This is a genomic window from Haloarcula sp. MBLA0163 (assembly GCF_055632435.1).
The window spans coordinates 2,451,541-2,477,938 of the sequence record NZ_CM145745.1 but is presented as its reverse complement, the minus strand read 5'-3'; the positions used below and the strand labels follow the sequence as shown (position 1 = coordinate 2,477,938).

Sequence of the window (26,398 nt, the reverse complement as noted above, 5' to 3'; positions counted from 1 at the left end):
CTAAAGACTCCCCTCGCGGCTCGCGCACCGGGCCTTCGTTACGCTTACCCTCCACGACCCCGCAGACGCTCGTATGAACGTCAAATCGCGGCACCACCTCCGCTCGGACGAGGTCGACGCCATCGCGACGGCGCTCGCGGACAACCTCGGCGTCGAACTCGACGCCGACAGCTTCGAGAAGGTCGAGTTCGACGACAGCGACTGGGACGTCGTCCTCGTCGACGGCGACCCGCTCGTGCTGTACGTGGACGGCGAACCGTTCCTCACCGTCGAGGGCGCGAACGCACACCCGCCCGAGAAGCACGTCGTCACCGTCGACACCGGTGCCATCTCCTTCGTCTCCGACGGCGCGGACATCATGCGGCCCGGCATCACCGAGGCCGACGCCGACATCGCCGCGGGTGACCTCGTCGCCATCAACGAGGAGGCACACGGGAAGTTCCTCGCCATCGGGCGCGCGAAGACCGACGGCGACGACATGGTCGGGGACAGCGGGAAGGTCGTCGAGTCCATCCACCACGTGGGCGACGACCTGTTCGAGTTCTCGGTGTGACGGCTGCACGGTGTCACAGGTCGGGTCCTCGGCGGCGGATTCGGCGGAAACCCCGTCTGACGAAAAGTTGAAACGGGTAGCGCCCGCCGTGGGGCACATGGGACTCATGAGCAAGATTCTCGGCGAGTCGGGCAACTCCCGGAAGACCGACGACTACGTCGAACTGAACGCGGACGACTTCGACGCGTCGGGTGCCGAGGCAGAGCGCCAGGTCCGTATCGCCCGTATCAGCGACAAGCAGGACGTCGTCGAGATCAAGGACGCCGTCTACGACGGCGACATCGTCATCGCCGACATCACCCGCCACTCGACGCAGGACCGGACGATGGAACACATCAGCGACGAACTCAAACAGGTCGCCAGCGAGGTCGGCGGCGACATCGTCCAGAAGGACGACGACCAACTCATCATCACGCCCGCCGGCGTCGGCATCGCCCGCGAGCGCCTCGGTCGGTAGGTCTGCGTTCTCTCACCCGCGCCACCGCGTTCAACGTCCTTTTCGGTGTCCACCGGGTAGCACCGGTAATGACAGCTCCCGCGATACGCGCCCGAAACTTACGGAAAAACTACGGTGACGTACAGGCGCTCGACGGCCTCGACCTGACCGTCGAGCGCGGCGAGTTCTTCGGTCTGCTCGGGCCCAACGGGGCCGGCAAGACGACCTTCATCAACACGCTCGTCGGCCTCGTCCACAAGGACGACGGGGACGCCGAGGTGTTCGGCTTCGACGTCGAGGCCGACTACCGCGAGGCCCGCGACCGCATCGGCCTCGCACCACAGGAGTTCAACGTCGACCGCTTCTTCCCGATTATCGAGGTCCTCGAGCACAAGGCCGGTTACCACGGTATCGGGAGCACGGAGGCTCGCCGACGCGCCGAGGAGGCGCTGAAGACCGTCGGCATCTGGGACAAGCGCGACACCCGCTTCGACTGGCTCTCGGGCGGGATGAAACGGCGGTTCGTCCTCGCGCGGGCCCTCGTCTCGAACCCGGACCTGCTGATTCTGGACGAACCCACCGCCGGCGTCGACGTCCAGCTGCGCCACGATCTCTGGGACATCATCAACCGCATGAACGACGCCGGGACCACCATCCTGCTGACGACCCACTACATCGAGGAGGCCGAACGGCTCTGTGACCGGGTCGCAATCATGGACTCCGGGAGCAAGGTCGAGGTGGCCGCGCCCGACGACCTGATGGCCCGCGGCACCGACACCATCGACCTCGGACTGGCGGACCCGCCGCGGACCGCGCCGCGACTCGCCGTCGACGGCGTCACGGACGTGACGGTCACCGACGACGGCCTCAGCGTCACCGCGGCCGGCGGGAGCGAGACCGCGCCGGAGCTGGTCCGGGCGCTCGAACGGCAGGGCCACCACGTCACGTCGCTCGACATCCGCCGGGCGTCGCTCGAAGAGGTGTTCGTCGACCTGACCCGCGACGACCGCGAGTACGCGGAGGTGTCGGCATGAGCCACGACACCGACGTGGGGACGAACGGCGCGGGACCGGCGACCGACGACGCCCGCGACGGCGCACCCACTGGCCTGCGGGCACGGCTCGTCGGCCTCTGGACGCTCCTCCACCGGGAGATCCTCCGCTACGTCCGCCGCCCGCGCAACACGTTCCTCCCGCCGATGATCACGAACGTGCTGTACTTCACCGTCTTCGGCGTCGTCCTCGGCGAACGAATCAGCGGCAGCGACCCGAACGCCTTCGGCGGTGCCGGCTACATCCTGTTCATCCTCCCCGGGCTCGTCGTGTTGGGGATGATATCGAACGCCTTCGAGAACGCCTCGTTCTCCATCTTCCACGGGCGCTGGAACGAGTACATCCACGAGGTACTCACCTCGCCACTCTCGCACACGGAGATGGTCCTGGCCTACGTCGCCGCCTCCTCGCTCCGTGGCATCGTCGTCGGCGCCATCATCTGGGGCGTCGGCCTCGTCTTCACGCCGGTGACCGTCGCGAACCCGTTCTACCTCGCGGCGTTCACGCTCGTCATCCCGACGCTGTTCGCGGCCTTCGGCGTCATCGGCGGCCTCTGGGCGCGTGACTTCGACTACCTGACGGTGATGAACCAGTTCATCATCCGCCCGCTGGTGTTCTTCGGCGCGGTGTTCTACCCGCTGTCGGCGCTGTCGGGCATCTGGCGACAGGTCACGCTCCTGAACCCGATGGTGTACATGGTCAACGGCGTCCGCTACGGCGTCATCCCCGAAGCGGTGGCTGTCCCGCCGAACCGGTCGCTCCTCGTGCTGACGGGCCTCACCGTCGCGGTCGTCGCACTCGACATCGAACTGGTCAGGCGCGGCTACGGCCTGGTCGACTGAAGACGAGACGGACGTGCCCGGAATGCCGGATTGGGTCCGCCTCCGGCGGGGCGGACAAACTATGACAGGGTGCCCGGCTTCCGGCCGGACCACGCGGGGGTGCCGCGGCCCGGATATTCTGTGCGCCTCCGGTGGGGCGTGTGTGAACGTATGACACGAGAGTATTTAGGGGTGACGGCGATCTGACTCGTCTCGAAAAACAGCGCCGCTCGCTCAGACGTTGTCCGGCGCGTCCGCGTCGTCCTCGACGGACCGCTTCAGGGAGTCACGGCGGGCCTTCGCGTCCCGGCCGGTCGCCTCCTCGAGGAAGTCGTTCTTGACCGAGACGGCGTCCTCGGCGGCGTCGACGTGTCCCTCGGAGATGACCTGCTCCGCGGGCTTCTCGTCGATGTGCAGGGCCAGTTTGTCCTTCTTGCTCCCGTAGTCGACGGTGCCGGCGACGACCCGCTCGAACACCGGGTTGTCGGGGTCGTCCACGACGAGGAGGTCGCTGCCGTTGTGCTCTTCGGTGTCCGTGATCGGACCGAAGTACTCCTCGACGAACGCTTCCATGTCCGGGACGCGGTCTTCGAGATGCTCGCCCCGTCGCATCTTGTACTCTCGCATGGCCGTCGTTTTGCGAGGCGCCGTCTTACTCTTTGCGTTCACTCGGTGTCGGTGACCAGCGACCCCTTGTGACACTCCGGACAGAAGTCACCCGCACGTAGCGAACTCGCCTCGACGTCCGTCGTGAACCCACACTCGGGACACTGGAACTGCCCCTCCGGGACGGTCACGGCGGTGCTCCCGGCCGCTTCGGAGTCCGGCGTGTCGTCGGTGTCGTCCTCGCCACCGAGCACCGTCTCCGGCGCCCAGTCGTCGCCGTCGTCGCCCGGCTCGTCGGGCCACTGACCGGGTTCGCGGTCGGTGGTCTGTGACTCCTCGTCGTCCCCGTCGATGATGAGGCCGTCGTCCTCCTCCGGGTCCTCCGTCTCGACGTCGGTGACGGGCGTGTCGTCCTCCGCGTCGGGGACGTCAACGTCCGTCGTCGGGTCCTCCAGTTCGGTGTCGCCGCCCGACCCCGTCTCGTCGTCGCTGTCGTCCAGTATCTCCGCGTCGTCGGCGTCCGGGTCGACGACGTCGGCGGCCGATTCGCCCACGTCCGCCGACTCCGTCGGCGACGCTACGGGGCCGTCGTCCTCGTCCGCCGGCTCTGTCGCCGCATCGGCTGTCACCTCGTCGGTCGGTCCCTCATCCGATACCTCGACTGACTCGTCGTCGGCGTCGTCCGCCACGGTCGACGGCTCGTCCGTGTCCTTGACCATGTCGCCGGCTATGTCCGACGGCGTCTCGATCGCGGTCACCTCTTTGTTCTCGGAGACGATACGCGTCTTTCCACACCGTTCACAGGTCTCCCGTTCCTGGATGGTGATGACGACTTCGCTCCCCTGTTCTTCGCGCTCGCGCTCGACGGTGGCCTCACCGTACGTGTGCCCGAGGACGGAACATTTGAGACCCATTGTCAGTTCTTGCCGCCGTGTCCTACTTAAACCCTACCCGTCACGCTCACGTCACGCCATCGTCGCTACATTTCCCGACATAGGTGACTTATTTGTTCGAATTGAAAACGTAATTTTATACCGTGAGGCGGGCCCAGCGTCGAGCGATGCGTCTGCACAGTTTGGCCGCGGTCGCGCTCCTCGCAGCGGCGCTCCTCGCTGGCACTGCGGTCGCCGCCGAGAACGCCCCGCCACTCGCCGACGCCGGCCTCGACCAGACGGTGTCGACGAACACCACGGTGTATCTCGACGCAGACGGCTCCCGCGACCCGGACGGAACCGTCGCGCGCGTCTCGTGGACCGTCGAGACGCCGTCGGGCGCGACTGTCCCGCCGGACTGTCGCTCGTGCCGACAGACACAGTTCCGCCCGACCGCCGTCGGCCAGTACAACGTCACCGTCTCGGTGACCGACGACGACGGGGCGACCCGGTCCGATACCCTCCACGTCGTCGTCTCGTCGTCGTCGGGCCCGTCGGTGTCGCTGACCGGGCCGACGACGGTCACGCGCGGTGACGCCGTCAGTTTCACCGCCGACGCCGCGAGTACCGAGTCGGCACTCTCGACGCTCGCGTGGGTCGTCGACGGCAACGTCACCGGGCGAACGCCCGTCTCCGGTGCGAACGCTAGCGCGCGCACTACGCACGTGTTCGACGACGCCGGCACGCAGTCTCTCCGTGTCGTCGCCTACGACGCCCGCGGCCGTCGCGGGACCGCGACGAAGCGTGTCGACGTGTTTGATGGGGGTGTCAGCCAATCTGCCTCGAACGGCGGCAACGGTCGAGGTGGTGACTCCGACTGTCATTTCTGGGAGAACGACTGTCTGAGTGACGTGGTCCTCACCAACCCCATGACTGGGGAGCAGAAGATAATTGAGGCCGACGGCGAGTCGGGGACCTCGATATGGGTCGAAGGCAAACCACGCGACCTCAACGAACTTCTCGATTCGGACCTCAGCGGCTACAGGAACCCAGATGGGACTTTGGACTACGACGCAGTGATGGACGACGCGGAGCCTGCTGCGAATCGACAGGACCTCGGAATGGACTCGGGTTCTGATTCTTCAACTGGTGATACTACCCAGACAGACAAGTCCAGTAGCTCCAACGATTACATATACGACGGCAGTACCGATACGTACAACGGCGGATCACCTTCCGACCACTACGATAGCGGCTCAGGTGACACCGGTGAGTCCAGTGACACTGGCAGTTCCAGTATTAATCACGGTGACACAACAAGTGATAGCGGCCACAATCTCACGAGAGGGTCGAGTGGCAGTACCACCGATACTGGATCTGGGGCTAGTTTCGGCGGGGGAAGCGGTGAAGCCTCCGGTAGTGGACTGTTCGCTGGTGGTACCTCGTCCGGGTCTAGTCACGACCAGATAGACGACTCCAGTAGCTCAGGTAGCTACGATGGGGGCACGCCCTCCGACCACTACGGTTCAAGCAGTGGTTCCAGTGACACCGGCGGTTGTCAGTACCCGGATTACCCCTCTCTTTGTGGATAGTGCTCTCCTGTGGTTCTGATTCTAACATCCCTCACCCAACCGTTTTCCTAGTTTTATATACCTTGGAAAGTAATTAATTACAAGAGAATTAAAAACATAACAATGGCAAAAGATATTCTAAGCCCACCTCGGCACGCTCTCCTTACGCTCGCAGTTATCGCTCTCCTGATTACATCGGGCTGTACCGGTCTCGGCGTCGGCCAAAGCGAGACCGGATCCAGTGGAACGGATGGCACACCTCCGAACGAAACTCCTGTTTCGACGGCGACGCCGACGGCAACGCCAACGGTTCCGGAAGACGGGACAGACCTACGGAGCGTCTCATTAGAACAAGATGCCGGTCGGACGATTCGGAGTGAGTTGGACGGTGGCGATCCGAAGGATGGGCAAAGATATTACGAGCCAGTCGAGTTCTCCGCAGAAGCGGGGACGAAAGCCAATATCACGCTCGGTGGGGACGGCGGCGACCCGCTCGTACGGCTCCTTGGTCCGAATGGAACCGTGCTCGGCACGAACGACGACGGCGGCATCGATGACACGGCAGAACTGACGATGGTGACGCTTCCCGAGACAGGCGAGTACACCATCATTGCTACGACAAGTGAGCCAAACACCGCGTTCACGTACTATCTCACCGTTGATCAGTTCATCCCGCCTGCTCAGCGAGATGAAATGTTTGCCGGGGATTCATCGACGTGGAATCATACCGAGCAACTCGGTGAATATTCCGCTGATTACCGAACGACGTTGGTAAGTGGTACCAATGTGACTGATATAGAATATGCGTTTGTCAACGGTGAGAAGAATTACGTTGTCGTGACCTACGAGATGCGACCCAACGCTTCACAGGATTTCCTCACCAGAATCGACACCGCTCTCATACTGGCTCACTCGAATATCGACAATGCCTACCGTGACGAACCGGATCCAACGTTCAATGAAAGCTGGACGCCAGACAGAGTGTATCACCGTGCGGTTACGCCGGACGGCGAGCTGTATCGCGTGACCTACACGACGACCGAGTGGGCTCGCCAGTGGGAGGAGGGCAATATCGAACTGCGGACCTATCTGTTCCGCTATCTCAGCACCCTTACCCACGGTCCGGCCCATCAGAGTTACGTCGAGGGAGCGAACCACTCTACTGCAACGGGAGAGATAGGCAGGCGAAACAAGAGCGAGGAGATCAAAGTGGGCGTCAGATAACGGGCTCCGACGTTGACTACTTGCCCCGTTTTCGTGGCTTATGCGACGGCGTAGTAGTTGCCTGATGATGACCCAGATGCAGAACGGATGGGTAGCAGACAGACACTCGAACAGGTCGCCGCGTATCCCCCTATTCGCAGCGGTATCGTTCTCATGTCTCCGATGGCGTGGTGGTCCATTACTCGAACGTAGGAGCACAGCCCAAGAAGGAGGGACAAAGCCAAGAGCCGGGCGGGTATAGAGGCCAGTATGAGAGCGAAGCCGGAGTACCGCGACCGGGACGAGACCGAGGTTGCGGTACTCGACGCGCTCGCGGACCGCCACAACGAGGGGATGACCGTGTTCGAGATCCGCTCACAGGCGGACGTGAACATCGACCAGATAGAGGGTGCACTGGCGGCGCTGAAAGAGGACGACCTCATCGAGGTCGACGACGACGGCGAGCGGACCGTCATCCTCCCCGACGAGGACGTCGTCGGACCGGAGTCGACAGACGACGACCCATCGCTGTTCGAACAGCTCCGCCGGCGACTTCCGTTCTAAGCGGCGTCCATCGGCGCCGCGGCGCAGTTGTTCGGCCCGAGTTCGAGTTCGAACGCGGTGTCGTCATCGGCGTCGTCGGTGCCGAGATTGACCGCGACGATGCGTTCGAAGTTGACGGGCTGCGGGGGGATATCGCCACAGATTCGTTCGACGAACGTCGCGCGGTCCAGTCCGAAGGCCGGGAGTCGCTCGCGCAGCGCCCCGAGCGGTGCGGTGTAAGTCCCGTCGGTGGCGGGGACGGTCGATTCGGAGTAGTGGCCCGGTGCGACAAGTAGCTCGTCCGGGAGCGGCGCCAGACGCTCGGTCAGCGTCTCGTGGAGCGAGCGTGCGAGGGCCGGCGCGCCGTCGTCGCCGGCCTCCAGGTCCGGGCGTGCGACGCTCTTGAGGAAGAGGCTGTCGCCGGCCAGCAACACGTCACCGACGCGGAACCCGGTCATGCCGGTGGTGTGGCCGGGGAGCGGCATCGGGTCGAGTGACGCCGACCCGACCGTAATGGCCTCGTCGTCGCCGAGCTCGGTCACGGCGAAGGTGACGCCGCGGTCGGCCGCGCGGGCGGGCAACAGTGGGTCGACGCCGTACTCGCTGGCGAGTCGTCGCAGGCCGCTCACGTGGTCGGCGTGGATATGCGTGTCGACCGCGTACCGGAGCGTCGCGCCGCGGTCGGCCGCGTCGTCGACGTAGCGGTCGGTGAACGCCCGGAGCGGGTCTACGACGGCCGCATCGCCGTCGCTGACCATGAGGTACGAGAGACAGCCGGAGGAGGGGCGCTGGTACTGGACGACGGTCGCCGCGTCGCAGGGTACCTCGCGGCTCTCGTAGAGGCGGGCCCAGCCACGCATCCCGTCGGCGAGGTTGCGCGCGTCGACGCCGTGGTCCGTCAGCAGGCCGGCGACGAAGCCGCTGGCCTCGCCGCGGCCGCAGACGACGGTGATCGGGCCGTCGCCGGCCACCTCGGCAACGAGGTCGTCGACGCCGCCGGTCACCTTCGCCTGCAGGAACTTCGTGAACGGGAGCTGTGTCGCCGTGATCGACGGGCCGTCGATGTGCCACTGGTCGAACTCGTCGCGGTCGCGGACGTCGAGCAGACGGACCGATTCCCCGGCGTTGAGGCGTCGTTTCAGGTCGGCCGCCGACAGCGAGGGGTGGTCGGCCGGCGGGTCGGGGTAGTCCTCGGGCATGGTTCCGATAGGGACCGACGGCCGATAAATCGGGTGGGGGTTCTAAGCACCGAGCGACCATCGACATCGGTATGGACGCCGCCGAGACACTCGATGCCGTACGCGAGGAGGCGAGTACCGAACTGGAGCGCCTCGGGTCGGACAAACTGCTGGTCGCGGTCACCGGCGCAGACCTGACGCCGGCAGCCGTCCGCGAGGCCGCGGCGACACGCGAAGCGGGCGTCGCGGACGCGATGGCCGGTTGGGTGGACGACGCCGACGGGACTATCGCGACGGCGTTCGGGACCGCCGAGGAGCGCGCCCGCGAGCGGGCCGGCAGTATCGACGCCGACCCCGGCGACCCGGACGCGCTCGCTGCACACCTCCGGACGGTAGGTGCGACGGACGCCCGCGTCGGTGCCGGCCTCATCGCTGCCCCGCTCCTCGCCGACCGGTTCTATCTGCAGGTGGTGAGCTTCTTCGTCAACGAAGCAGACGAGGCCGGTGCCGACACGTTCCGCGACATACGGGCCGACGCGGGCGACCTGGACGCGGCGCGTGACGCGCTGTCGGCGCTCGACGACGCGGGGCGCGAGGCGGCACGCGACGCCGCAGTCGAGGCCATCGAGGCCGCGTACGCGGACTACGCCGACACGTTGTCGGGCATGGGGCTGGACCCGAAACCGATCTGCTGACTCTCGGTCGTGCTGGACGCCGCTGTCGGTGCCGACCCACGGGTACGGTGGGTACGTCCACCGTCCAGGTGCCAGTATCTATATTATCCGTCCGTCTGAACCCGGAGACAGTATGGGCACCGACGGGGACACGACCGGTAGAGAGACCAGCGAGCGGCGCCAGCTCCGCCGCGCCACGGCCATCCTGGGCAAGAAGTGGCATCCGATGCTGATACACACGCTCCTCGTGGCCGGCCCGCTCGGGTTCAACGACCTGAAGACCCGCGTCGACGGTATCTCCGACAAGGTGCTCTCGGAGGCGCTCGACGACCTGCAGGCGTCGGGGCTGGTCACGCGGGACGTCATCGACGACAAACCGGTTCGCGTCGAGTACTCGCTGACGACGGCCGGGGCCGACCTCGCGCCCATCATCGACGCGCTCCAGTCGTGGAGCCGTGATCACCTCGCCGAGGGACAGCCCCCGACGTAGCTCAGTCCTCGTCTTCGTCGACGATTTCCAGCCCGCGGTTGTTCACGGCGGCGGCGTCGAGGCCGATCTCCTCGAGGAACTTCTTGTACTCGCGCTCGCACTGCTCGGCGTCCTGCTGCCGGTCGCTGGCGCGGTCACACAGCGCCACGAGGTCCTCGGGCACGTCGTTGGTGTACACGATCCAGTGGTTGATCAGGTCCGAGAGCCGGCGGATAGGCGAGGTGAAGTGGCCGTATATCTCGAAGTTCAGGGCGTGGTGGCCGCCGAAGGGGTCGTTCATGTACTTCGCGCGCGGCATCACCTTCATCACGGCCCACTGGATCTTGTCGAGCTGGCGGCCGGGGGCCTGTTCGAGCGTGGCGTTGACCGCCTTCCGGGGGTCGTCCCACGTCGACCCGGGGATAGAGACGCCGTCGAGGTCCTGGATCTCGACGAGGGCCTCGTCCCACTCCTCGGGGCTCGGTTGCGGGTGGACGCGGTACATCGCCTCGACGCCGCGGTCCCACATCAGTTCGTGCGTGACGGCCTTGTTGGCCTTCAGCATGCACTCCTCGATGATGGTGTGGGCGCGGTCCCGTGCGGGGTTCAGGACGAGCGAGCCGTCCTCTTTCCGCTGTTCGTGCATCCGGTCGGCCAGGTTCCAGATGAGCTGGGTCTTCTCCGCGAGGTCGACGCTCGTGTCTTCGAGCAACGCGTCGGCGCTGTCGGGGTCGTCGAGCAGGTTCTCGGCCTGCGTGTAGGTGAGGCGCGCGTCGCTCTCGATGACGGACTTGTAGATGTCGATAGTCTCGTAAGAGAGGTTCTCCTTGTCCAGATGCATCTCGACGGTGTGGGCCAGCCGGTCCTCGTTGGGGACCAGCGAGCACACCGTCTCGGCGAGCACCGGCGGGAGCATGTGGATGGTGTAGCCCGGGAGGTACACCGTGTTGCCCCGTTCGACGGCCTCGGCCCACATCGCGGTGTCGGGATTGACGTAGTGGGTCACGTCGGCGATGTGGACCCAGAGGACGTACTCGTCGTCCCGTTCCTCGACGGAGATAGCGTCGTCGAAGTCCTGCGCGTCGATGGGGTCGGTCGTCCACGTCGTCATGTCCCGGAGGTCCCGGCGCTCGTCGACCTCGTCCTGGATCTCCTGCTGGACGTCCTGCGTGCGCTCCTCGGCCTCGTCGAGCACCTCCGGCGGGAACTCGTCGCGGATGCCGAACTTCTCGAACAACTCCTCGCGCTTGTTCTCCATGTGCCGGGCCATCTCCTCGTCGATCTCGACGGGGCCCTGCCCCTCGGCGGTGCCGGCCGCCGACTGGGCGTCCTCGGTAGTCATGCCCCGGCCTACGCCCACGGTGTAGTTAGGACTGTCGGGGTGAGAATCGGCGGTGTCTCGTGGGGGCGCTCACTCCCGTTCCACGCTTCGGTCCTCGGCCAGTTCCCGATAGCGGCGGAGGAACGTCTCGCGGTCCGTCTCGCCGGCCCCGGCGTCGTCGAGCGTCGCCTCGAGGTCGCCGCGTGGCTGCCGGGACGTGTCGGCGAAACACCCCTTGCAGAGGTACTCGAACTCCTTGTCCCGGCGCTCCCACCGGTCACCGTGCTTGTCGTACTCGCGAGCGTCCGACCGGGCGAGGCGGTCACCGCAGGCGATACAGGTCACCGTCTCCCGGTCGCTCCGGGACTCGAACATACCCACTGCTACCCGCTGGCACAGTATAGTGTTTTCCGCCCGGGCAACCTACCGTGGGGTCCGCTCGGATACCCATTCACTTGGGGATTCGGGCCACACGTTTATCCACGAGCCACCTCTAGTAGGGGGTATCGGCACGCCGTAGCCGGGGCAATCGCGAATGAAGCCACCACAGACACTCGCGCACTCGACGCTCGATACGCTCCCCATCAACATTGCCGTCCTCGACGAGGAGGGAACCATCCTCTTCACCAACCGGGCCTGGCGGGAGTTCGCCAGTGCCGACGAGGGCGAGATGCAGGGGGTGAACTACTTCGGGACGACCGACGTCGACGCCGACGAGTACGCCGCGGAGGCCGTCGCGGGCATCGAGTCGGTCATCTCCGGCGACCGGGACCTGTTTACGCTGGAGTACCCCTGTCACTCGCCCGACGAGAAGCAGTGGTTCCTGATGCGGGTCGCGCCGCTCCCGGCGGAGGAGGCCGGGAGCGCCGTCGTCGCGCACATCGACATCACGCAGCGGAAACTCGCCGAACTGGCGGCCGAGCGTCGAAGCGAGCAGCTCCGGGCCGAGCGCTCGAACCTCGAACACCTCGTGCACCGCCTCGACGGCCTCGTCACGGGGGTCATGAACGACGTGATGACCGCCGGGTCCCGATCCGACATCCAGCAGGTCGTCGTCGACCGACTGGCGGCCGTCGACTCATACCAGTTCGCGTGGATCGGCGAGTTCGACCTCCGGGACGAGACCATCCGGCCGGCGGCCCTGTCGACGGCCCGTGACTCCGACCTCGCCGTCTCGCTGTCCGACGACGACCCCGTCGCGCTCGCTGCCCGGACCGAGGACATACAGGTCGCGACCGGCGACGTCGGCGCCCACCACCACGAGCTGGCGGGTGGCGACGTGGGCTCGGTCGCGGCGGTCCCGCTGGTCGCCGGGGAGTCGCTGTACGGCGTCCTCACGGTGTACGCCGACAGCGCCGACGTGTTCGACCCGCGCGAGCGGGCGGTGCTGGGGGCGGTCGGACAGGCCATCTCGACGGCTATCGACGCGACGGAGACGAGCAAGCTCCTGACCGCGGACAACGTGACGGAGCTGGAGCTCCAGATACGCGACGACGACATCTTCTTCGTCTCGCTGGCCCGGGACCTCGGCTGTCGGATGGAGTACGGCGGGAGCGTCACCGACGACGACGGGACGGTGATGTTCTTCCTCGTGGAGACCGACGACCCGTCGGCGGTGTGTGCGACCGCCGCAGACCACCCACAGGTCACCGCCGCGACGCACGTCTCGACGTCGGAGTCGGCGTCGCTGTTCGAGTTCGCCGTCGACGACCCGCCCGTCGTCTCCCTGCTGGCCGACCGCGGCGCGGAGACGCGCGACATCACCGTGACGCCGAACCACGCCGTGTTCTCGGTGACGCTCCCGGCGACGACAGAGACGCGCAGCGTCGTCGAACACGTCCGCGACAGCTACCCCGGTACGGACCTCGTGTCCGTCCGTGAACGCGACGAGCCACCGGTCTCCCGGCAGGCGTTCCTCGCCACGCTGGAGGACCGTCTGACGAACCGTCAGTTGACGGCGCTCCGGAAGGGGTACCTCGGCGGCTTCTTCGACTGGCCGCGGGACGTCTCCGGCGAGGAACTGGCCGACTCGATGGACATCTGTCCGTCGACGTTCCACCAGCACCTCCGTGCGGGCGAGCGGAAACTGCTGGAAGAGGTCTTCGAGACGTGGTGAGGGTCCGGCGCCAAACCGACGGACGGAACCGCTGTCTCGAATCGGTCCAAAGCAGTTGGGTACACAGTTTAAAGTTGCTCTCCACCTACTTGTCTGTAGATGATGTGTCATTCCGACCCGGGTCCGAGCACGCGATCGCCGCGAACGGTCGTGGCCGAGCCCGCGCCGCAGTCGGGCCGGACGGCCCGACGACGGACCCGGTGCCGGAGTATGTCGCGGACCCGTCGTATCAGCCGATGACCGACCTGTCGCCAGCACTCAATGCAATCTGACAATATCCGAACGAGCAAATCGATCCAGCAGCAGACCGGCCGGACGTTCCATCTCGCGACTCGCGTTCTCCCGGAGCGGATCCGCTATCCGACCTACGTGATGTACGCTTTCTTCCGCGTCGCCGACGAGGTGGTGGACCAGCCGGACGGGCCGCCGCCGACCGTCCAGCACGAACGACTGGAGACGATACGTGAGACGGCCCTCGGAAACCGCGAACCCGACGACACGGACGATGGCGCCGTGCTGGCGGCGTTTCAGGACCTCCGCGAGGAACACGACATCCCCGACGAGGAGATAAACGTCTTCATCGACGCGATGGAGATGGACATCGCACAGGCCCGTTACGAGACGTTCGAGGACCTGCGCCAGTACATGCGCGGGTCGGCCGTCGCCGTCGGCAACATGATGACGATAGTGATGGACCCGCCGCAGAAAGAGACGGCCCTCCCCCACGCCGAGGCGCTCGCCGAGGCGTTCCAGCTGTCGAACTTCCTCCGGGACGTCCGCGAGGACATCCACGAGTACGGCCGGGTGTATCTCCCACAGGAGACGCTGGAGCGGCACGGCGTCACGGAGGACCAGCTCGCGAACGCGGAGGTCGACGACGCGTTCCGCGCCGTGATGCAGGAGGAACTGGCCCGCACCGACGAGCTGTACCGCGAGGGCGTCAAGGGCATCAGCTACCTCCCCGAGGACTGCCAGTTCGGCGTCCTGCTGTCGGCGGTGCTGTACGCGGAACACCACCGACTCATCCGTGACCGCGGCTACGACGTGCTGACGGAGACGCCGGAACTCACCCGCCGCCGCCGGCTCTGGTTGCTCGCGCGGACGTGGTGGCACTGGCGGCGCAACGGCGACCCCGAAGCCACCTTCTACGCCGTCAGTGCCGTCTCCGAGCGCGGTCCCAACACCGTCCCGACCGACGTTCACAACCACGGCCAGCCCACCTGGCGCGGATGAGATTCCCGGTCGGCCGCGCTCGGTCAGCACAGCCCCACCGATGACGCCGAGTCTCACCTACCTGCAGTTCCACGCCGTGCTGGTCCTGCCCGCACTGGCCGGACTGGCGCTCACCGCGCGCTATCGACTGGCCAGCCGCCGCGTCGTCCTCTCGGGGACGGCCGTGCTGGCGACGCTGGCGCTCGTCTACACGACGCCGTGGGACAACTACCTCGTCCTCCGCGGCGTCTGGTGGTACGGCGAGGGCACGGTACTGACGCGCCTGTGGGCGGCGCCGCTGGGCGAGTATCTCTTCTTCGTCTTCCAGCCGGTCGGCGTCGGCCTGTGGGTGGCCCGCTACGGCGTCGACACGTCGCGCTCGCTCGCCATCCCACTCCCGACGCGGGCGCTCGGGCTGCTCGCCGCCGGAGTGGTCGCAGCCGTCGGCGTCGCGTTGCTCGCAGCCCCCGCCGGCCTCTACCTCGGGTCGCTATTGGTCTGGAGCGTCCCCATCCTCGCCATCCAGTGGGCCTTCGGGTGGCCGTTCCTCGTCGCCGAGTGGCGCACCGTCGCCATCGGGACGCTCGTGCCGACGCTGTACCTCTGGGTCGCCGACAGCATCGCGCTGGCGCTGGGCGTGTGGACGCTCTCTGACCAGTACACGACCGGCCTGGTGATTCCCCTGCTCGACCTCCCCGTCGAGGAGGCCGTCTTCTTCCTGCTGACCTCGCTGTTCGTCGTACAGGGACTGGTCCTCTACGCGTGGCTCTGTGACAGATGGGGGTGACCGACAGCCTCGCGGCCCCGGCCCGCGAGACGATTCGCCGGACGGTTCTCCTTCCCTCCTGGGTCGCCAGTGCCCTCCTCGTCGTCCCGTTCCTCGGCGGCCTGTCGGTCCCGCCGACGCTCCAGTACGTCCCGCTGGTCGCCAGCGTCCTCCTCCTGGGACTGCCACACGGCGCCGTCGACCACCTCGCCGTCGCGCGGTCCCGCGGCGAGCATCCCGACTGGCGGGCCGTCGCACGGGTGGTCGCGCTCTACGGGCTCGTCGGCGGCGCCTATGCCGTCGGCTGGTTCCTCACCCCTGCGGCGGCCTTCGTCCTGTTCATCGCGGTCACGTGGTTCCACTGGGGGCAGGGCGACCTCTACGCGTTGCGGGCGCTCGCCGACGCCGACCACCTCCGGTCGCCCCTCCAGCGGGTGGCCACCGTCGCCGTCCGGGGCGGTCTACCGATGCTCGTGCCGTTGCTGGCGTTCCCGGCGTGGTACCGCCGGGTCGCCGTGGACCTCGTCGACCTGTTCGCGCCGGGTGCCGTCGCCGCCATCGAGTGGGCGTTCCGGACGGACGTCCGGGCCGCACTGGCCGCCGGCTACGGCGTCCTCGTGGTCGCGACGCTCGCGGTCGGCTACGTCCGCGCGGAGGAACAGGCCGCGTGGCGCCTCGACGCCGCCGAGACGCTCGGACTGGTCGCCTACTTCGCCGTCGTCCCGCCGGTCCTCGCCATCGGCGTCTACTTCTGCCTGTGGCACTCCCTGCGCCACGTCGCCCGCCTGCTACTGGTGGACGACGACGCGGTCGCGGCGCTCCGCGACCGGGACCCGACGGGGGCGTTCACGCAGTTCGCCCGCGATGCCTTCCCGCTGACCGTGGCGTCGCTGTGCTTGCTCGTGGGACTCTACGTTCTCGTCCCGAACCCGCCCGCCACGCTGCCCGAGTGGGTCGCGCTCTACCTCGTGTTCATCGCCGTCGTCACGCTCCCTCACGTCGTGGTAGTGACGGTCATGGACCGGGCGCAAGGCGTCTGGGCGTAGCGTCACACCGGTGGCTCGCGAGGGTGCAGAAACGGGGAGAAAGCCGCGTTACTTGCCCTTGCCGCGGTTGCTGCGCAGCGACGGGCGGGTCTTCTCGGCGCCGGTGCCCTTCGTACCGAGGCCGCGGTTGCGGCGGCCGGCACCGGTCAGCCCGCGGAAGACGCGGTCGGTCTGGTCGTCCTCACAGATCCACGCGAGGTCGTCGTCGTTCTGGATGGCCGGGTGCTCGGGGTCGACGAGGATGACCTCGTGCCACTTCTGTCGGCCGTCCTGTCCGACGGAGTAACTGTTGAGGACCCGCAGGTTCGGGAACACCCGAGCGGCGCGCTCTTCGGCGACGCGCTGGATGTCCTTCCGGCGGGTGATACGGGTGACGCCCTGTCGCTTCGAGCGCCGACCGGCCTTGTGGCGGCGCTTGCGAGCGCTGCCCTTCCGGACGGACACGCGAGCGACGACGACGCCCTGCTTTGCCTTGTAACCCTGCGAGCGGGCCTTGTCGAGGCGGGTCGGGCGCTCGATTCGCTCGACGGCGCCCTCGTCGCGCCACTCCTGCTGGCGCTGCCACTGCAGCTCTGCGAGTTTGCCTTCCTTGGGGCTCTGCCACGCGTCTCGGATGTACGAGTATGCACTTCGTGCCATTGTGGTTCACCACGGGCGTTGCGTGGTTCAAGTCGCGTTCGCGACTCACATCCCGACCTGCACACGCAGGTGCCCGCTGGTGCCCGTCGTCCAGCGAGTTACTACGGGATTTTCGGCTCGCGCCCTTAAACCGTTCGGAGCGGACTCGTGCGTGCGGGTCGGTCACACTGACGACTGTCTCGCCCGGGGCTGACCCACCGGACCGGGACGGCTCCACGGCCTGCTGTCGAACGTACGGGCCGTCGCTCGTGTGGTCTGTCTGGACTCGAATCCGACCGGTGTGTCCGCGCCGTGGCTGTTCTCGTCGCCAGAAAGCGATGGTAGTGCCGATTCGACCCGGAAATCGTCACACGGAACGATTCGAAACGTCACTTCCGGAACGAAGACGTCTAAATCGCCCTTCGAAGGTGGCGAAAATTCAATATACCAGAATATGTGCGGAAAAGACAGCTAAATATCGGTATTTGCGACCAGAGCCCGCTCTTAGTCTGAATAATTTGACTAATTATGGGGAATATGGATTTGGTAGTCGAGATATTGCACTGCATGTCGTATTTTGGGTGTCGATATGCAAAATATACCGATACACTACGGAAATCTCTCCCCGTGTTACTCAGGAACCGTATGTACGCTTGTTATAACAGGGCGGGTTGCAGTGACGCTCGCGACCCTCCGACGCGTCCCGGCGATGGGGAGACCGAAGGGATTCTCATAACAGATATACACGCGTTATTCCACTTGTGGAAACAGGTCACCGGCTCGTCAGGGCGACCTGTATCGACTTCGCGGTGCTGAGGACCTGTCCGGCGATGTCCTCTTCGAGGTAGCGGCCGTTCAGACGCTCTACGGGACCGCAGACGCCGATAGCGGCGACCCGGTCGGTGTCGCTGGTCGACACCGCAGTGGCGACGCCGACGATCCCCTCGTACTGTTCTCCTCTGCAGAATGCCACGGTGTCGTCCCGGACGCTCCGGAGCGTGGCCTTGAGTTCCGCGGGTTCGGTTATCGTCGCACTCGTCGGCGCGACGAGGTCCGTCGCGTCGAGGACGTCGTCGATACGGTCCTGAGGGAGCGACGAGAGGATCGCCTTCCCGGGTGCGTTTACGTGCAGCGGGAGCCGCTCGCCCTCACGGTATCGTGGCGACCACCCTTCGGTGGCCTCGGCGATGTATATCGGCACGCCTTCGGTTTCTTCAAGGACGAACATGACAGACGTCTCCCCGGACGCCGCAGCGAGGTTGTCCAGTTGCTGGCGCGCGGACTGGTACACCGGTATCTTCGCCCGGGTCTGGGACCCGATACTCAGGCTTCGGAGCGACGGTTCGTACCGGCTCCCACGCTTGACGACGTATCCGCGGCTACGCAGCGTCGAGAGGTGATTGTGGACCACGCTCTTCGAGACGTCGAGGCGGTCGGCGAGCGTCGTCACGCCCATCGGCTCCGGAGCGTCGGCGAGGAGCTCCAATAGGTCCAACGACGTCTCCGTCGCATCGATGGTGTAGTCGGGTGTGTCGGCCATGTCCGTTGTGTACAGGCCCCACGGGTAAAACTCTGTTCGTTACAGCAGAACATCCTCGACAGTGTGAACTAATACCACGGTCGTATTTATCACGAATTATCAAACATAATTGATTCGTTCTACCAATTCTGATTGGAATATTCGCGTTCTGTAGAGAAGAACGAGCCTGCCGTGAGTGGTCTCGATTCGGTTCTCTCCGCCGGAGCGGGCTCGAGGCGCCCACAATACCGACGTATAAATCACGAGCTATCGTACGGTCGGCCGGCGAACGGTACAGCGGGAACAGTCGACGTCGGTCAGTCGCCGCCGGGGACGACGACCTTCTTGAGACCCTCCGTGTTCTCCATCCGCTCGAACGCCGACGGGAGGTCCTCGAGGCCGATACGCTCGGTGACGAGCGTCTCGGTGTCGATGCGGTCGTGCTGGAGCAGCGTCACTGCACGCTCGAAGTCCTCGGTGTTCAACGCGAACGACCCGCGGTAGCCCACCTCGTCGAAGAAGATGTCGAAGGGGCTGACTTCCATCGTGACCTCCTGGTCGGGAACGCCGAAGATGAGGGTCGACCCGCCCTTCGCCGTCACGGCGTTGGCCTGCCCGATGGTCGGGACGAGACCGATGGCCTCCGCGCCGACGTCGACCTTGCCGCCGGCCGCCTCGGGGATGGCCTCCTCCGGGTCTTCCTCGTTCGGGTCAACGACGACGTCCGCGCCGAGTTCGGCGGCGTATTCCCGCCGCTCCTCGTCGAGTTCGGAGACGACGATGGGCGCGGCGCCGGCGTTGCGGAACGCCTGCAGCAACAGGAGACCGATGGGACCGGCGCCGATGATAGCGACGCTGTCGCCGGGGGTGAGGTCCACCTGTTCGACGCCGTGCAGACAGCAGGCCAGCGGTTCGGCGAGGGCGGCCCGTTCGAAGGACATGTCCTCGATGGGCTCGAGGCTGATGGCCGGAGCGCGGACGTACTCGGCGAACGCGCCGTCGAGTACCGTCTCGGCAGCGCCACCGATGCTGGTGTTGTTGTCACAGAGGTGCGTGTCACCGCGCTTGCAGTACGAACAGGTGGTACACGGCACCGTCGGGTTGATGGCGACTCGGTCGCCCGCTTCGAAGCCAGTGACGTCGCTCCCGACAGCCGCGACGGTGCCGGCCGCCTCGTGGCCCGGAACCACCGGCGTCTCGACGGGGAACGTGCCGTGGTACATGTGGTAGTCGGTCATGCAGACGCTGCAGGCACCGACCTCGACGACCACCTCGCCGGCCCCCGGTTCCGGTCGCTCCCGTTCCTGTACCTCTATCTCGCCGACGCCTGTCAGAGCGGAGGCGCGCATCATTCGGCCCTCCGGTCGCTTCGAGTGGTCGGTCGCGTGGTGCGCTTCGCAGTGCGTCTATCTCGTATCATGGGTGCTCTCTCGAACTCGTTCGTGCTGTCCCGACGGTGGCGTGAACGACTCGCACACTGTCGGCGTCCGCCTCGCCGCCGATACCGGCGGGCCGATGCCGGTCGGCACCGCCTCGGCTGGTCAGCGACGAGAGTTGTCTTGTCGGTCCAACGAATCGGACTATCCCAGTCGCACAATAAATAGTTTTTGCCGGTGTCGCCGCGGGCCTACCGGTCGTCCAGCCGCCAGCTGTCGATCGGGACCTGTCCGCCGTCGACGCGGAGTTCGTGGCCGTTGATGTAGTCGCTGGCCGGCGACGCGAGGAACACCATCGCGTTGGCGACGTCCTCCGGGTCGGCGAACCGACCGAGCGGGTTGTTGTCCAGTATCTGCTGGGTGACGGCGTCGCTGAACTCGTCTGTCATCCGCGTGTCCGCCCAGCCCGGCGCGACGGCGTTGACCCGGATTCCCTCGCGCCCGAGTTCCAGCGCGAGGCTCTTCGTCAGTCCGAGCAGACTGAACTTGCCGACGTCGTACGCCGGCGACATCCCGACGCCGTTCTTGGTGTGGATGGAGGTGGTGTTGATGATCTTCCCGTACCCCTGGTCGACCATCCCGTCGACTACCTCGCGGATGCAGTTCAACGCACCGTAGAGGTGGACGTCGAGGTTCAACTCGAAGGTGTCGTCGTACTGTTCGTCGAGGAATGGACCGGCGTCGCCGACGCCGGCGTTGTTCAGCAATACGTCGATGGTACCCAGCTCTTCGGTCGCTGTCTCGACCATGGCCGCGACTTCGGCGTCGTCACTCACGTCGGCGCCGATACCGACGGCGTCCGCACCGCTCTCTCGAAGCTCGGCGGCGGTCGATTCCGCTACCTCGGTGTCGACGTCGTTGACCACAACGTCCGCTCCGTTCTGTGCGAACTTCTCCGCCGCTGCCTTCCCCATCCCTCTGCCGCTACCGGTGATGAGGACGGTCCGGTCTGTGAGATCGTACTCCATACACCGACGGAATTGATATCTGTTCTATATATCTGTTTGGGTGGCGTGCACTTCTATAACATGCTCGACAAATGATTAAGTTTATTATCGATGGGGAGTTTGGTCACGAAGGAGAGATACACCAATGGCAGACGACAGCAGCAGATACTCGCAGAAAAGGCGTAAGTTCCTCAAAGCGACGAGTGTCGGCCTTCTCGGCGGTCTCGCGGGATGTACGCGAGGCGGCTCCGGGGGTGGCGACGGCTCGAGCGGGGACGGCTCGAGCGGTGACGGCTCTAGCGGCGACGGGAGCTCCGAGGAGGACCTCCCGATCCCGCTGAGCGAGTACGACAGCGCCGACATCGACTGGCAACAGTTCGAGGGCGACACGATAAACATCGGTGCGGTCCAGCATCCGTGGGTGTCGGCGATCAAGCCGGCCATCCCGACGTTCGAGGCGCTGACCGGCATCGACGTCCAGTGGAACATCCTGCCGGAGAACCAGTTCCGGACCAAGCGACAGACCGACGCGAGTACGGGTGCCGGGCAGTTCGACGTCTTCTTCATGGACCAAGTCGTCAACCAGTTCCGCGAGGAGGGCTGGCTCCAGCCGCTCGACCCGTACTTCAACGACGGGAGCCTCTACGACGAGAGCTTCTACAAGCCCGACGACCTCTTCGAGTCGTCGCGCTGGCAGGCCCACGGCGGTGGGTACAGCGACAACTGGACCGGCCTGCCCATCACGGTCGAGGTCCAGACCCAGTTCTACCGCCAGGACCTCTACGACAAGCACGGTCTGGAGGTCGCCGAGACGTGGCAACAGCACCGCGAGAACGCGAAGGTCATCCACGAGGAGGAGTCCGACATCGTCGGCACGGCCGGTCGTGGTCAGAAGGGCTACGGGATGAACATCTACATCCTGAACACGCTCCTCCGCCAGAAGGGGACCAGCCTCTGGACCGACTTCCCGACCGACTCGGGGCTCGACACCGACGGCGTCATCGAGGCCGCCGAGTACTACACGAGCCTGCTCCAGGACTACGGCCCGGACGGCGCGTCGACCCAGACCTGGTCGGACGTTCTCACGACGATGCAGGAGGGCCGCGCCGGCCACATCGTCGCGGACGCCAACATGTTCTGGGGCGGCCTGACCAGCGACGAGTCCAGCGTCAAGGACACCGTCCAGATCGCGAAGGTGCCCAAGCCGGAAGGCGGCGAGCTGAACCCGAACGCGTTCAACTGGCAGATCTCCACGTCCACGAACGCCTCGAACTCGGAGCAGGCCTTCCTGTTCATGCTGTGGGCGACGTCCCCGCCGACCGACCTCTGGATAAACACGGAGAGCAGCGGCGTGTTCTCGGTGCGTGAGTCCACCTGGGAGAACGACGACTACATCTCGAAAGTCGGTGAGGACTACGCGTCGGTCTCGCTCGAATCGCTCAAGGTCGCTTCGCCCGACCCGTTCGACCGCAAGTACCCCGAGTGGGGCCAGCGCTACTCCGAAGAGCTCCAGCGGGCCATCGCCGGCCAGAAGGAAGCCGCGAAGGCGATGCGAGACGCCGCGGCGGCCGCCGAAGACATCTACAGCGGCTGAGGCCAAGCACTATACCCGTCACGGGTTACATTTTCAAACACATCATGAGTACACCAACGCAAACTGAAACGACCAACACAGAAGGCCTCGCCAGAGTCCGGGACCTGTGGAACGACTACCTCCCGTACTGGTTCATGGCGCCGATGGTGCTGGTGATGGTAAGTATCACCTTCTTCCCCGGTGCCTACGACCTGTACCTCTCGCTGATCGCGGAGCCCACGCTGAACGTCTTCGCGGCCGACTTCGTCGGCCTCGATAACTTCCGGACGGCGTTCACCCGAGGCGGTGCGTTCCACTCGTTCGTCATCACGGTCACCGTGGTCGTGAGCGCCCTGGTCCTCGAGAGCCTGCTCGGGTTCTTCCTGGCAGCCTTCGTCGCCGGCGTCGAATCCACGCGGATGAAGTCGTTCTACCGGGTCCTGTTCATCCTCCCGATGGCAGTCGCCCCCGTCTCGCTCGCGACCATCGGCCGACTGATGCTGAACACCGAGATCGGGATCATCCCGTACGTCATCAACACGGCGACGCCCTTCACCTCGCCGGCGTTCCTCTCGGACCTGCCGCTGCTGACGGTCATCCTGCTGGACACGTGGAACTGGACGCCGTTCATGTTCATCATCTTCTACGCCGGCCTCTCGTCGGTGCCCGACACGCTCGTCGAGGCGTCACGGGTCGACGGCGCGCCGCTGTGGCGGCGCTACGTCCACGTCATTATCCCGTACATGAAGCCGGTCGTGTTCGTCGCCGCCCTCATCAGGCTGATCGACCTGTTCCGGACGTTCGGCGTCGTGTACGGCCTGACACAGGGCGGCCCGGGGACGGCCACCCAGCTCGTGAGCATCAACATCTACGAACAGATGTTCATCAACAACCAGGTCGGCGTGGCGGCCGCGATCGCGGTCGTGTACCTCGTCTTCGTCATCGCCATCGCGAACATCGTCATCGCGAAGGTCGGCTTCGAGGGGGTGTGGGATTGATGGCCACCCAAGACATCGACCCGGGATCCGCCCAGCGGCTCGACAAGGACACGCGGGAGACGCTCGTGAAGGTCGTCCGACACGCCTTCCTGCTCTCGTGGTCGTTCGTCGTGCTGTTCCCGCTGTACTGGCTGGCCTCTATGTCGCTGAAGCCCCCGGGACAGGCGAACTCGCTCCCGCCGGACTGGGTCTTCCTGCCGACGGTGTACAACTACATCGAGCTCGCCCAGCAATCGGACTTCGTCGGGGCGTTCGTCAACAGTCTCGTCATGGTCGGGGCGTCGGTCGTCCTCGTCCTGGCCATCGGCGTGCCGGCGGCGTACGTCCTCTCGCGGTACGACATCCCGATGGAACGGGACGTGCTCGTGTGGATACTCTCCTCGCGGATGCTCCCGCCCATCGCCGTCGTGCTCCCGTTCTTCATCATCTTCCGGGAGCTCAACCTGTTCGACACCCGCATCGGGATGGTGCTGATGTACATCAGCATCAACCTCTCGCTGGTCGTGTGGGTGATGAAGGCGTTCTTCGACGGCATCCCCGAGACGCTGGAGGAGGCCGCCCGCGTCGACGGCGCGACCCAGTTCCAGGGCTTCCGGAAGGTCGTCCTGCCGGCAGCCAAGCCGGGCATCTTCTCCGTGGCCATCATCAGCTTCATCTTCGCGTGGATCGAGCTGCTGTTCGGGCTCGTGCTGACGAGTTTCGAGGCGGTGCCGGTGACGCTGTTCGTCTACTCGTTCATCGGCTCTCGCTCCATCGAGTGGTCGATGCTCGCGGCCGCGTCGATGTCGATGATCATCCCCGTGGCGATCTTCCTCATCGCGGTCAACAAGTACCTCGCTGCCGGTCTCAGCTTCGGTGTGGTGATCAAGGAATGAGCACGACTCCAGACGGACGGCAGGCATCGCTCGCGAACCACACCCTCGCAGCGGGGTTAGATTCAGGTAGCTGCACAACGGAGGTACGATAATGGCTAGAATCACGATAGACGACGTAACGAAACGGTTCGGTGAGGGCGACTCGTCGGTCGTCGCGGTCGACGACGTCTCCCTGGACATCAGAGACGGCGAGTTCGTCGTCTTCGTCGGGCCGTCGGGGAGCGGGAAGTCGACGCTGATGCGGATCGTCGCCGGACTCGAGACGCAGAGCGACGGCAACATCGAGATCGGTGACGCCATCGTCAACCAGCTCGGCCCGCGCGCTCGGGACATCGCGATGGTGTTCCAGAACTACGCGCTGTACCCCAACATGACCGTCGAGGAGAACATGTCGTTCGGACTGAAGATGTCCACGGACATGTCCGACGAGGAGATAGAGGAGACGGTCACCTCGGCCGCGGAGATGATGGACATCGACGAGCTGCTGGACAACCGCCCCGGCGAACTCTCGGGCGGCCAGCAACAGCGTGTCGCGCTCGGGCGCGCCATCGTCCGTGACCCGAACGTCTTCCTGATGGACGAACCGCTGTCGAATCTGGACGCCAAGCTCCGGGCGGAGATGCGCACCGAGATCAACCGGCTGCAGAACGACCTCGGGGTCACCACGCTCTACGTCACCCACGACCAGACGGAGGCGATGACGATGGGTGACCGGCTGGTCGTCCTCAACTACGGCGAACTGCAACAGGTCGGCACGCCGCTGGAGTGTTTCTACCGGCCGGCCAACCAGTTCGTCGCCGGCTTCCTCGGGTCGCCCTCGATGAACTTCTTCGAGGGGGAGGTCGAGGGCGGGACGCTGCGTGCCGACGGGTTCGACTTCGACCTGACCGAGCGGATGCAGACGTCGGTCGGCGACCGGAGCGCACTCGTCCTCGGGGCACGGCCCGAGGACATCTCGCTACACGACGAACCCGTGACTGACCACGAGTTCGAGGCGGTCGTCGACGTCGTCGAACCGATGGGGAGCATCTCCTACGTCTACCTGAAGGCGGTCAACCAGAGCCACGAACAGACGTTCATCGTCGAGATCGACGGCCAGCGTCCCATCAGCGAGGGCTCCCGGGTCTACGTCGAGATCCCCGACGAGGACGTCCACCTCTTCGACGCCGGCTCCGGCGAGACGATCCACCAGCGGAAACTGGACTCGGACGCCGAAGTCGCCCTCGAAGACGGGATGCAGACCGTCAGCAGCTCCTCGGACTGACTCCCGCGACGGGAGCAGTCCCGCCATCGCACGTATCACCGACAGAGTATCCGCGATTCCACACACGACACATGTCATCACAGAACCTTTCGTACCACGAGACACGTAGTGCCATCTGCGAGTACGGCCGGAGCCTGCTCGACGACGACCTGACGACCGGGACGGGCGGCAACCTCAGCGCCCGCCTCGACGAGGACCACGTCGCTATCAGCCCCTCTGGCATCCCGTACGCGGACATCGAACCCGCCGACGTCCCCGTCGTCCACACCGACGGCACCGTCGTCGAGGGGGACGCCGACCCCTCCACCGAACTGCCGATGCACCTCGAGGTGTACGACCAGCGCCCCGACGTCGGCGGCGTCGTCCACACGCACTCGCCGTACGCGACCACGTTCGCGTCGCTCGGCGAGGCGATTCCGGCCTCCCACTACCTGCTGGCGTTCACCGGGTCCGAGGTGCCCGTCGCCGAGTACGAGACCCACGCGACCCAGGCCCTCGGCGACGCGGCCGTCGACGCCCTCGGCGAGGACTACAACGCGACGTTGCTGCGGAACCACGGCGTCCTGACCGCCGACGGCTCGCTGGCGGACGCCTACAACGTCGCGCTGATGGTCGAGTACTGCGCCCGCATCCACTATCAGGCCTGTGCCATCGGTGACCCCGAGATACTGCCCGACGCCGAAATCGACCGCCTGCAGGGGAAACTCGACAGCTACGGACAGTGAGCAC

At 65.6% G+C, this 26,398-nt stretch carries 27 protein-coding genes; 18 read left to right on the top strand and 9 right to left on the bottom strand.

Annotated features, from left to right (window positions below):
- The first annotated feature begins 73 nt into the window (after nucleotides 1-73).
- From ACV7GQ_RS13150 to ACV7GQ_RS13135, 4 genes are all read left to right on the top strand, one after another.
- The gene (locus ACV7GQ_RS13150) at nucleotides 74-553 is read left to right on the top strand and encodes an RNA-binding protein (RefSeq protein WP_470310690.1); all 480 of its coding nucleotides are present in this window, start codon (nucleotides 74-76) and stop codon (nucleotides 551-553) included.
- A gap of 97 nt (nucleotides 554-650) precedes the next feature.
- Nucleotides 651-1,010: a cell division protein SepF gene (locus ACV7GQ_RS13145; protein ID WP_470310689.1), complete on the top strand. Its 360-nt coding sequence runs from the start codon at nucleotides 651-653 to the stop codon at nucleotides 1,008-1,010.
- A gap of 68 nt (nucleotides 1,011-1,078) precedes the next feature.
- The gene (locus ACV7GQ_RS13140; protein WP_470310688.1) at nucleotides 1,079-2,023 is read left to right on the top strand and encodes an ABC transporter ATP-binding protein; all 945 of its coding nucleotides are present in this window, start codon (nucleotides 1,079-1,081) and stop codon (nucleotides 2,021-2,023) included.
- 74 nt (nucleotides 2,024-2,097) lie between these two features.
- A complete protein-coding gene (locus ACV7GQ_RS13135; protein ID WP_470313167.1) occupies nucleotides 2,098-2,883 on the top strand; it encodes an ABC transporter permease in 786 nt (261 codons plus the stop codon).
- A 213-nt stretch (nucleotides 2,884-3,096) separates the two neighbouring features.
- Here the strand turns inward: ACV7GQ_RS13135 and ACV7GQ_RS13130 are convergent, their stop codons facing one another.
- A complete protein-coding gene (locus ACV7GQ_RS13130) occupies nucleotides 3,097-3,489 on the bottom strand; it encodes a DUF5611 family protein (RefSeq protein WP_470310687.1) in 393 nt (130 codons plus the stop codon).
- 38 nt (nucleotides 3,490-3,527) lie between these two features.
- On the bottom strand, nucleotides 3,528-4,382 hold the full coding sequence (locus ACV7GQ_RS13125; RefSeq protein WP_470310686.1) for a DUF7093 family protein: 855 nt from the start codon (nucleotides 4,380-4,382) through the stop codon (nucleotides 3,528-3,530).
- A gap of 146 nt (nucleotides 4,383-4,528) precedes the next feature.
- Here ACV7GQ_RS13125 and ACV7GQ_RS13120 point away from each other — a divergent pair, with 146 nt between their 5' ends.
- The 3 genes from ACV7GQ_RS13120 to ACV7GQ_RS13110 all read left to right on the top strand — a co-directional run bounded on the left by ACV7GQ_RS13120 (nucleotide 4,529) and on the right by ACV7GQ_RS13110 (nucleotide 7,678).
- Complete coding sequence (locus tag ACV7GQ_RS13120; RefSeq protein WP_470310685.1) at nucleotides 4,529-5,932, top strand: PKD domain-containing protein; 1,404 nt, start codon at nucleotides 4,529-4,531, stop codon at nucleotides 5,930-5,932.
- Between the two features lie 102 nt (nucleotides 5,933-6,034).
- Entirely contained in the window at nucleotides 6,035-7,135 is a 1,101-nt protein-coding gene (locus ACV7GQ_RS13115) for a PPC domain-containing protein (protein WP_470310684.1), read from the top strand.
- Between the two features lie 249 nt (nucleotides 7,136-7,384).
- The gene (locus ACV7GQ_RS13110) at nucleotides 7,385-7,678 is read left to right on the top strand and encodes a DUF6432 family protein (RefSeq protein WP_470310683.1); all 294 of its coding nucleotides are present in this window, start codon (nucleotides 7,385-7,387) and stop codon (nucleotides 7,676-7,678) included.
- Here the strand turns inward: ACV7GQ_RS13110 and ACV7GQ_RS13105 are convergent.
- The gene (locus ACV7GQ_RS13105; RefSeq protein WP_470310682.1) at nucleotides 7,675-8,856 is read right to left on the bottom strand and encodes an MBL fold metallo-hydrolase; all 1,182 of its coding nucleotides are present in this window, start codon (nucleotides 8,854-8,856) and stop codon (nucleotides 7,675-7,677) included. The genes ACV7GQ_RS13110 and ACV7GQ_RS13105 overlap by 4 nt on opposite strands.
- Nucleotides 8,857-8,927: 71 nt before the next feature.
- Between ACV7GQ_RS13105 and ACV7GQ_RS13100 the strand changes: the two genes are divergently transcribed.
- Both ACV7GQ_RS13100 and ACV7GQ_RS13095 read left to right on the top strand, forming a co-directional pair.
- The gene (locus tag ACV7GQ_RS13100; RefSeq protein WP_470310681.1) at nucleotides 8,928-9,530 is read left to right on the top strand and encodes a transcription antitermination protein; all 603 of its coding nucleotides are present in this window, start codon (nucleotides 8,928-8,930) and stop codon (nucleotides 9,528-9,530) included.
- Between the two features lie 112 nt (nucleotides 9,531-9,642).
- Nucleotides 9,643-9,999 (top strand): winged helix-turn-helix transcriptional regulator, encoded by a 357-nt coding sequence (locus tag ACV7GQ_RS13095; RefSeq protein WP_470310680.1) that lies wholly within the window; start codon nucleotides 9,643-9,645, stop codon nucleotides 9,997-9,999.
- Between the two features lies 1 nt (nucleotide 10,000).
- On the opposite strand, the gene ACV7GQ_RS13090 is transcribed toward ACV7GQ_RS13095, so the two are convergent.
- Both ACV7GQ_RS13090 and ACV7GQ_RS13085 read right to left on the bottom strand, forming a co-directional pair.
- Entirely contained in the window at nucleotides 10,001-11,320 is a 1,320-nt protein-coding gene (locus ACV7GQ_RS13090) for an RNB domain-containing ribonuclease (protein ID WP_470310679.1), read from the bottom strand.
- Nucleotides 11,321-11,389: 69 nt separating this feature from the next.
- Nucleotides 11,390-11,674 (bottom strand): DUF7562 family protein, encoded by a 285-nt coding sequence (locus tag ACV7GQ_RS13085; protein ID WP_220617127.1) that lies wholly within the window; start codon nucleotides 11,672-11,674, stop codon nucleotides 11,390-11,392.
- A gap of 160 nt (nucleotides 11,675-11,834) precedes the next feature.
- Here ACV7GQ_RS13085 and ACV7GQ_RS13080 point away from each other — a divergent pair, with 160 nt between their 5' ends.
- From ACV7GQ_RS13080 to ACV7GQ_RS13065, 4 genes are all read left to right on the top strand, one after another.
- Nucleotides 11,835-13,415: a bacterio-opsin activator domain-containing protein gene (locus ACV7GQ_RS13080; RefSeq protein WP_470310678.1), complete on the top strand. Its 1,581-nt coding sequence runs from the start codon at nucleotides 11,835-11,837 to the stop codon at nucleotides 13,413-13,415.
- A gap of 261 nt (nucleotides 13,416-13,676) precedes the next feature.
- Nucleotides 13,677-14,648: a phytoene/squalene synthase family protein gene (locus ACV7GQ_RS13075; RefSeq protein WP_470310677.1), complete on the top strand. Its 972-nt coding sequence runs from the start codon at nucleotides 13,677-13,679 to the stop codon at nucleotides 14,646-14,648.
- 40 nt (nucleotides 14,649-14,688) lie between these two features.
- Nucleotides 14,689-15,414: a lycopene cyclase domain-containing protein gene (locus ACV7GQ_RS13070; protein WP_470310676.1), complete on the top strand. Its 726-nt coding sequence runs from the start codon at nucleotides 14,689-14,691 to the stop codon at nucleotides 15,412-15,414.
- The gene (locus ACV7GQ_RS13065) at nucleotides 15,405-16,439 is read left to right on the top strand and encodes a Brp/Blh family beta-carotene 15,15'-dioxygenase (RefSeq protein ID WP_470310675.1); all 1,035 of its coding nucleotides are present in this window, start codon (nucleotides 15,405-15,407) and stop codon (nucleotides 16,437-16,439) included. The genes ACV7GQ_RS13070 and ACV7GQ_RS13065 overlap by 10 nt, the downstream gene beginning before the upstream one ends.
- A gap of 48 nt (nucleotides 16,440-16,487) precedes the next feature.
- Here ACV7GQ_RS13065 and ACV7GQ_RS13060 read toward each other — a convergent pair whose 3' ends face one another.
- From ACV7GQ_RS13060 to ACV7GQ_RS13045, 4 genes are all read right to left on the bottom strand, one after another.
- Nucleotides 16,488-17,078 carry a 50S ribosomal protein L15e gene (locus ACV7GQ_RS13060; protein ID WP_470310674.1) on the bottom strand — a complete coding sequence of 197 codons (591 nt, stop codon included), beginning with the start codon at nucleotides 17,076-17,078 and terminating at the stop codon, nucleotides 16,488-16,490.
- Nucleotides 17,079-17,829: 751 nt separating this feature from the next.
- Nucleotides 17,830-18,597 carry an IclR family transcriptional regulator gene (locus tag ACV7GQ_RS13055; RefSeq protein ID WP_470310673.1) on the bottom strand — a complete coding sequence of 256 codons (768 nt, stop codon included), beginning with the start codon at nucleotides 18,595-18,597 and terminating at the stop codon, nucleotides 17,830-17,832.
- Between the two features lie 296 nt (nucleotides 18,598-18,893).
- Complete coding sequence (locus tag ACV7GQ_RS13050) at nucleotides 18,894-19,925, bottom strand: zinc-dependent alcohol dehydrogenase family protein (RefSeq protein ID WP_470310672.1); 1,032 nt, start codon at nucleotides 19,923-19,925, stop codon at nucleotides 18,894-18,896.
- A 278-nt stretch (nucleotides 19,926-20,203) separates the two neighbouring features.
- A complete protein-coding gene (locus tag ACV7GQ_RS13045; protein WP_470310671.1) occupies nucleotides 20,204-20,980 on the bottom strand; it encodes an SDR family NAD(P)-dependent oxidoreductase in 777 nt (258 codons plus the stop codon).
- Between the two features lie 124 nt (nucleotides 20,981-21,104).
- Here ACV7GQ_RS13045 and ACV7GQ_RS13040 point away from each other — a divergent pair, with 124 nt between their 5' ends.
- The 5 genes from ACV7GQ_RS13040 (at nucleotide 21,105) to ACV7GQ_RS13020 (ending at nucleotide 26,394) form a co-directional block, all read left to right on the top strand.
- Complete coding sequence (locus ACV7GQ_RS13040) at nucleotides 21,105-22,553, top strand: extracellular solute-binding protein (RefSeq protein ID WP_470310670.1); 1,449 nt, start codon at nucleotides 21,105-21,107, stop codon at nucleotides 22,551-22,553.
- Nucleotides 22,554-22,597: 44 nt separating this feature from the next.
- A complete protein-coding gene (locus ACV7GQ_RS13035) occupies nucleotides 22,598-23,530 on the top strand; it encodes a carbohydrate ABC transporter permease (RefSeq protein WP_470310669.1) in 933 nt (310 codons plus the stop codon).
- Nucleotides 23,530-24,405 (top strand): carbohydrate ABC transporter permease, encoded by an 876-nt coding sequence (locus tag ACV7GQ_RS13030; RefSeq protein ID WP_470310668.1) that lies wholly within the window; start codon nucleotides 23,530-23,532, stop codon nucleotides 24,403-24,405. The genes ACV7GQ_RS13035 and ACV7GQ_RS13030 overlap by 1 nt, the downstream gene beginning before the upstream one ends.
- Before the next feature lie 91 nt (nucleotides 24,406-24,496).
- The gene (locus ACV7GQ_RS13025; RefSeq protein WP_470310667.1) at nucleotides 24,497-25,669 is read left to right on the top strand and encodes an ABC transporter ATP-binding protein; all 1,173 of its coding nucleotides are present in this window, start codon (nucleotides 24,497-24,499) and stop codon (nucleotides 25,667-25,669) included.
- Nucleotides 25,670-25,740: 71 nt separating this feature from the next.
- Nucleotides 25,741-26,394 carry a class II aldolase/adducin family protein gene (locus ACV7GQ_RS13020; RefSeq protein ID WP_470310666.1) on the top strand — a complete coding sequence of 218 codons (654 nt, stop codon included), beginning with the start codon at nucleotides 25,741-25,743 and terminating at the stop codon, nucleotides 26,392-26,394.
- The last annotated feature ends 4 nt before the right edge of the window (nucleotides 26,395-26,398 follow it).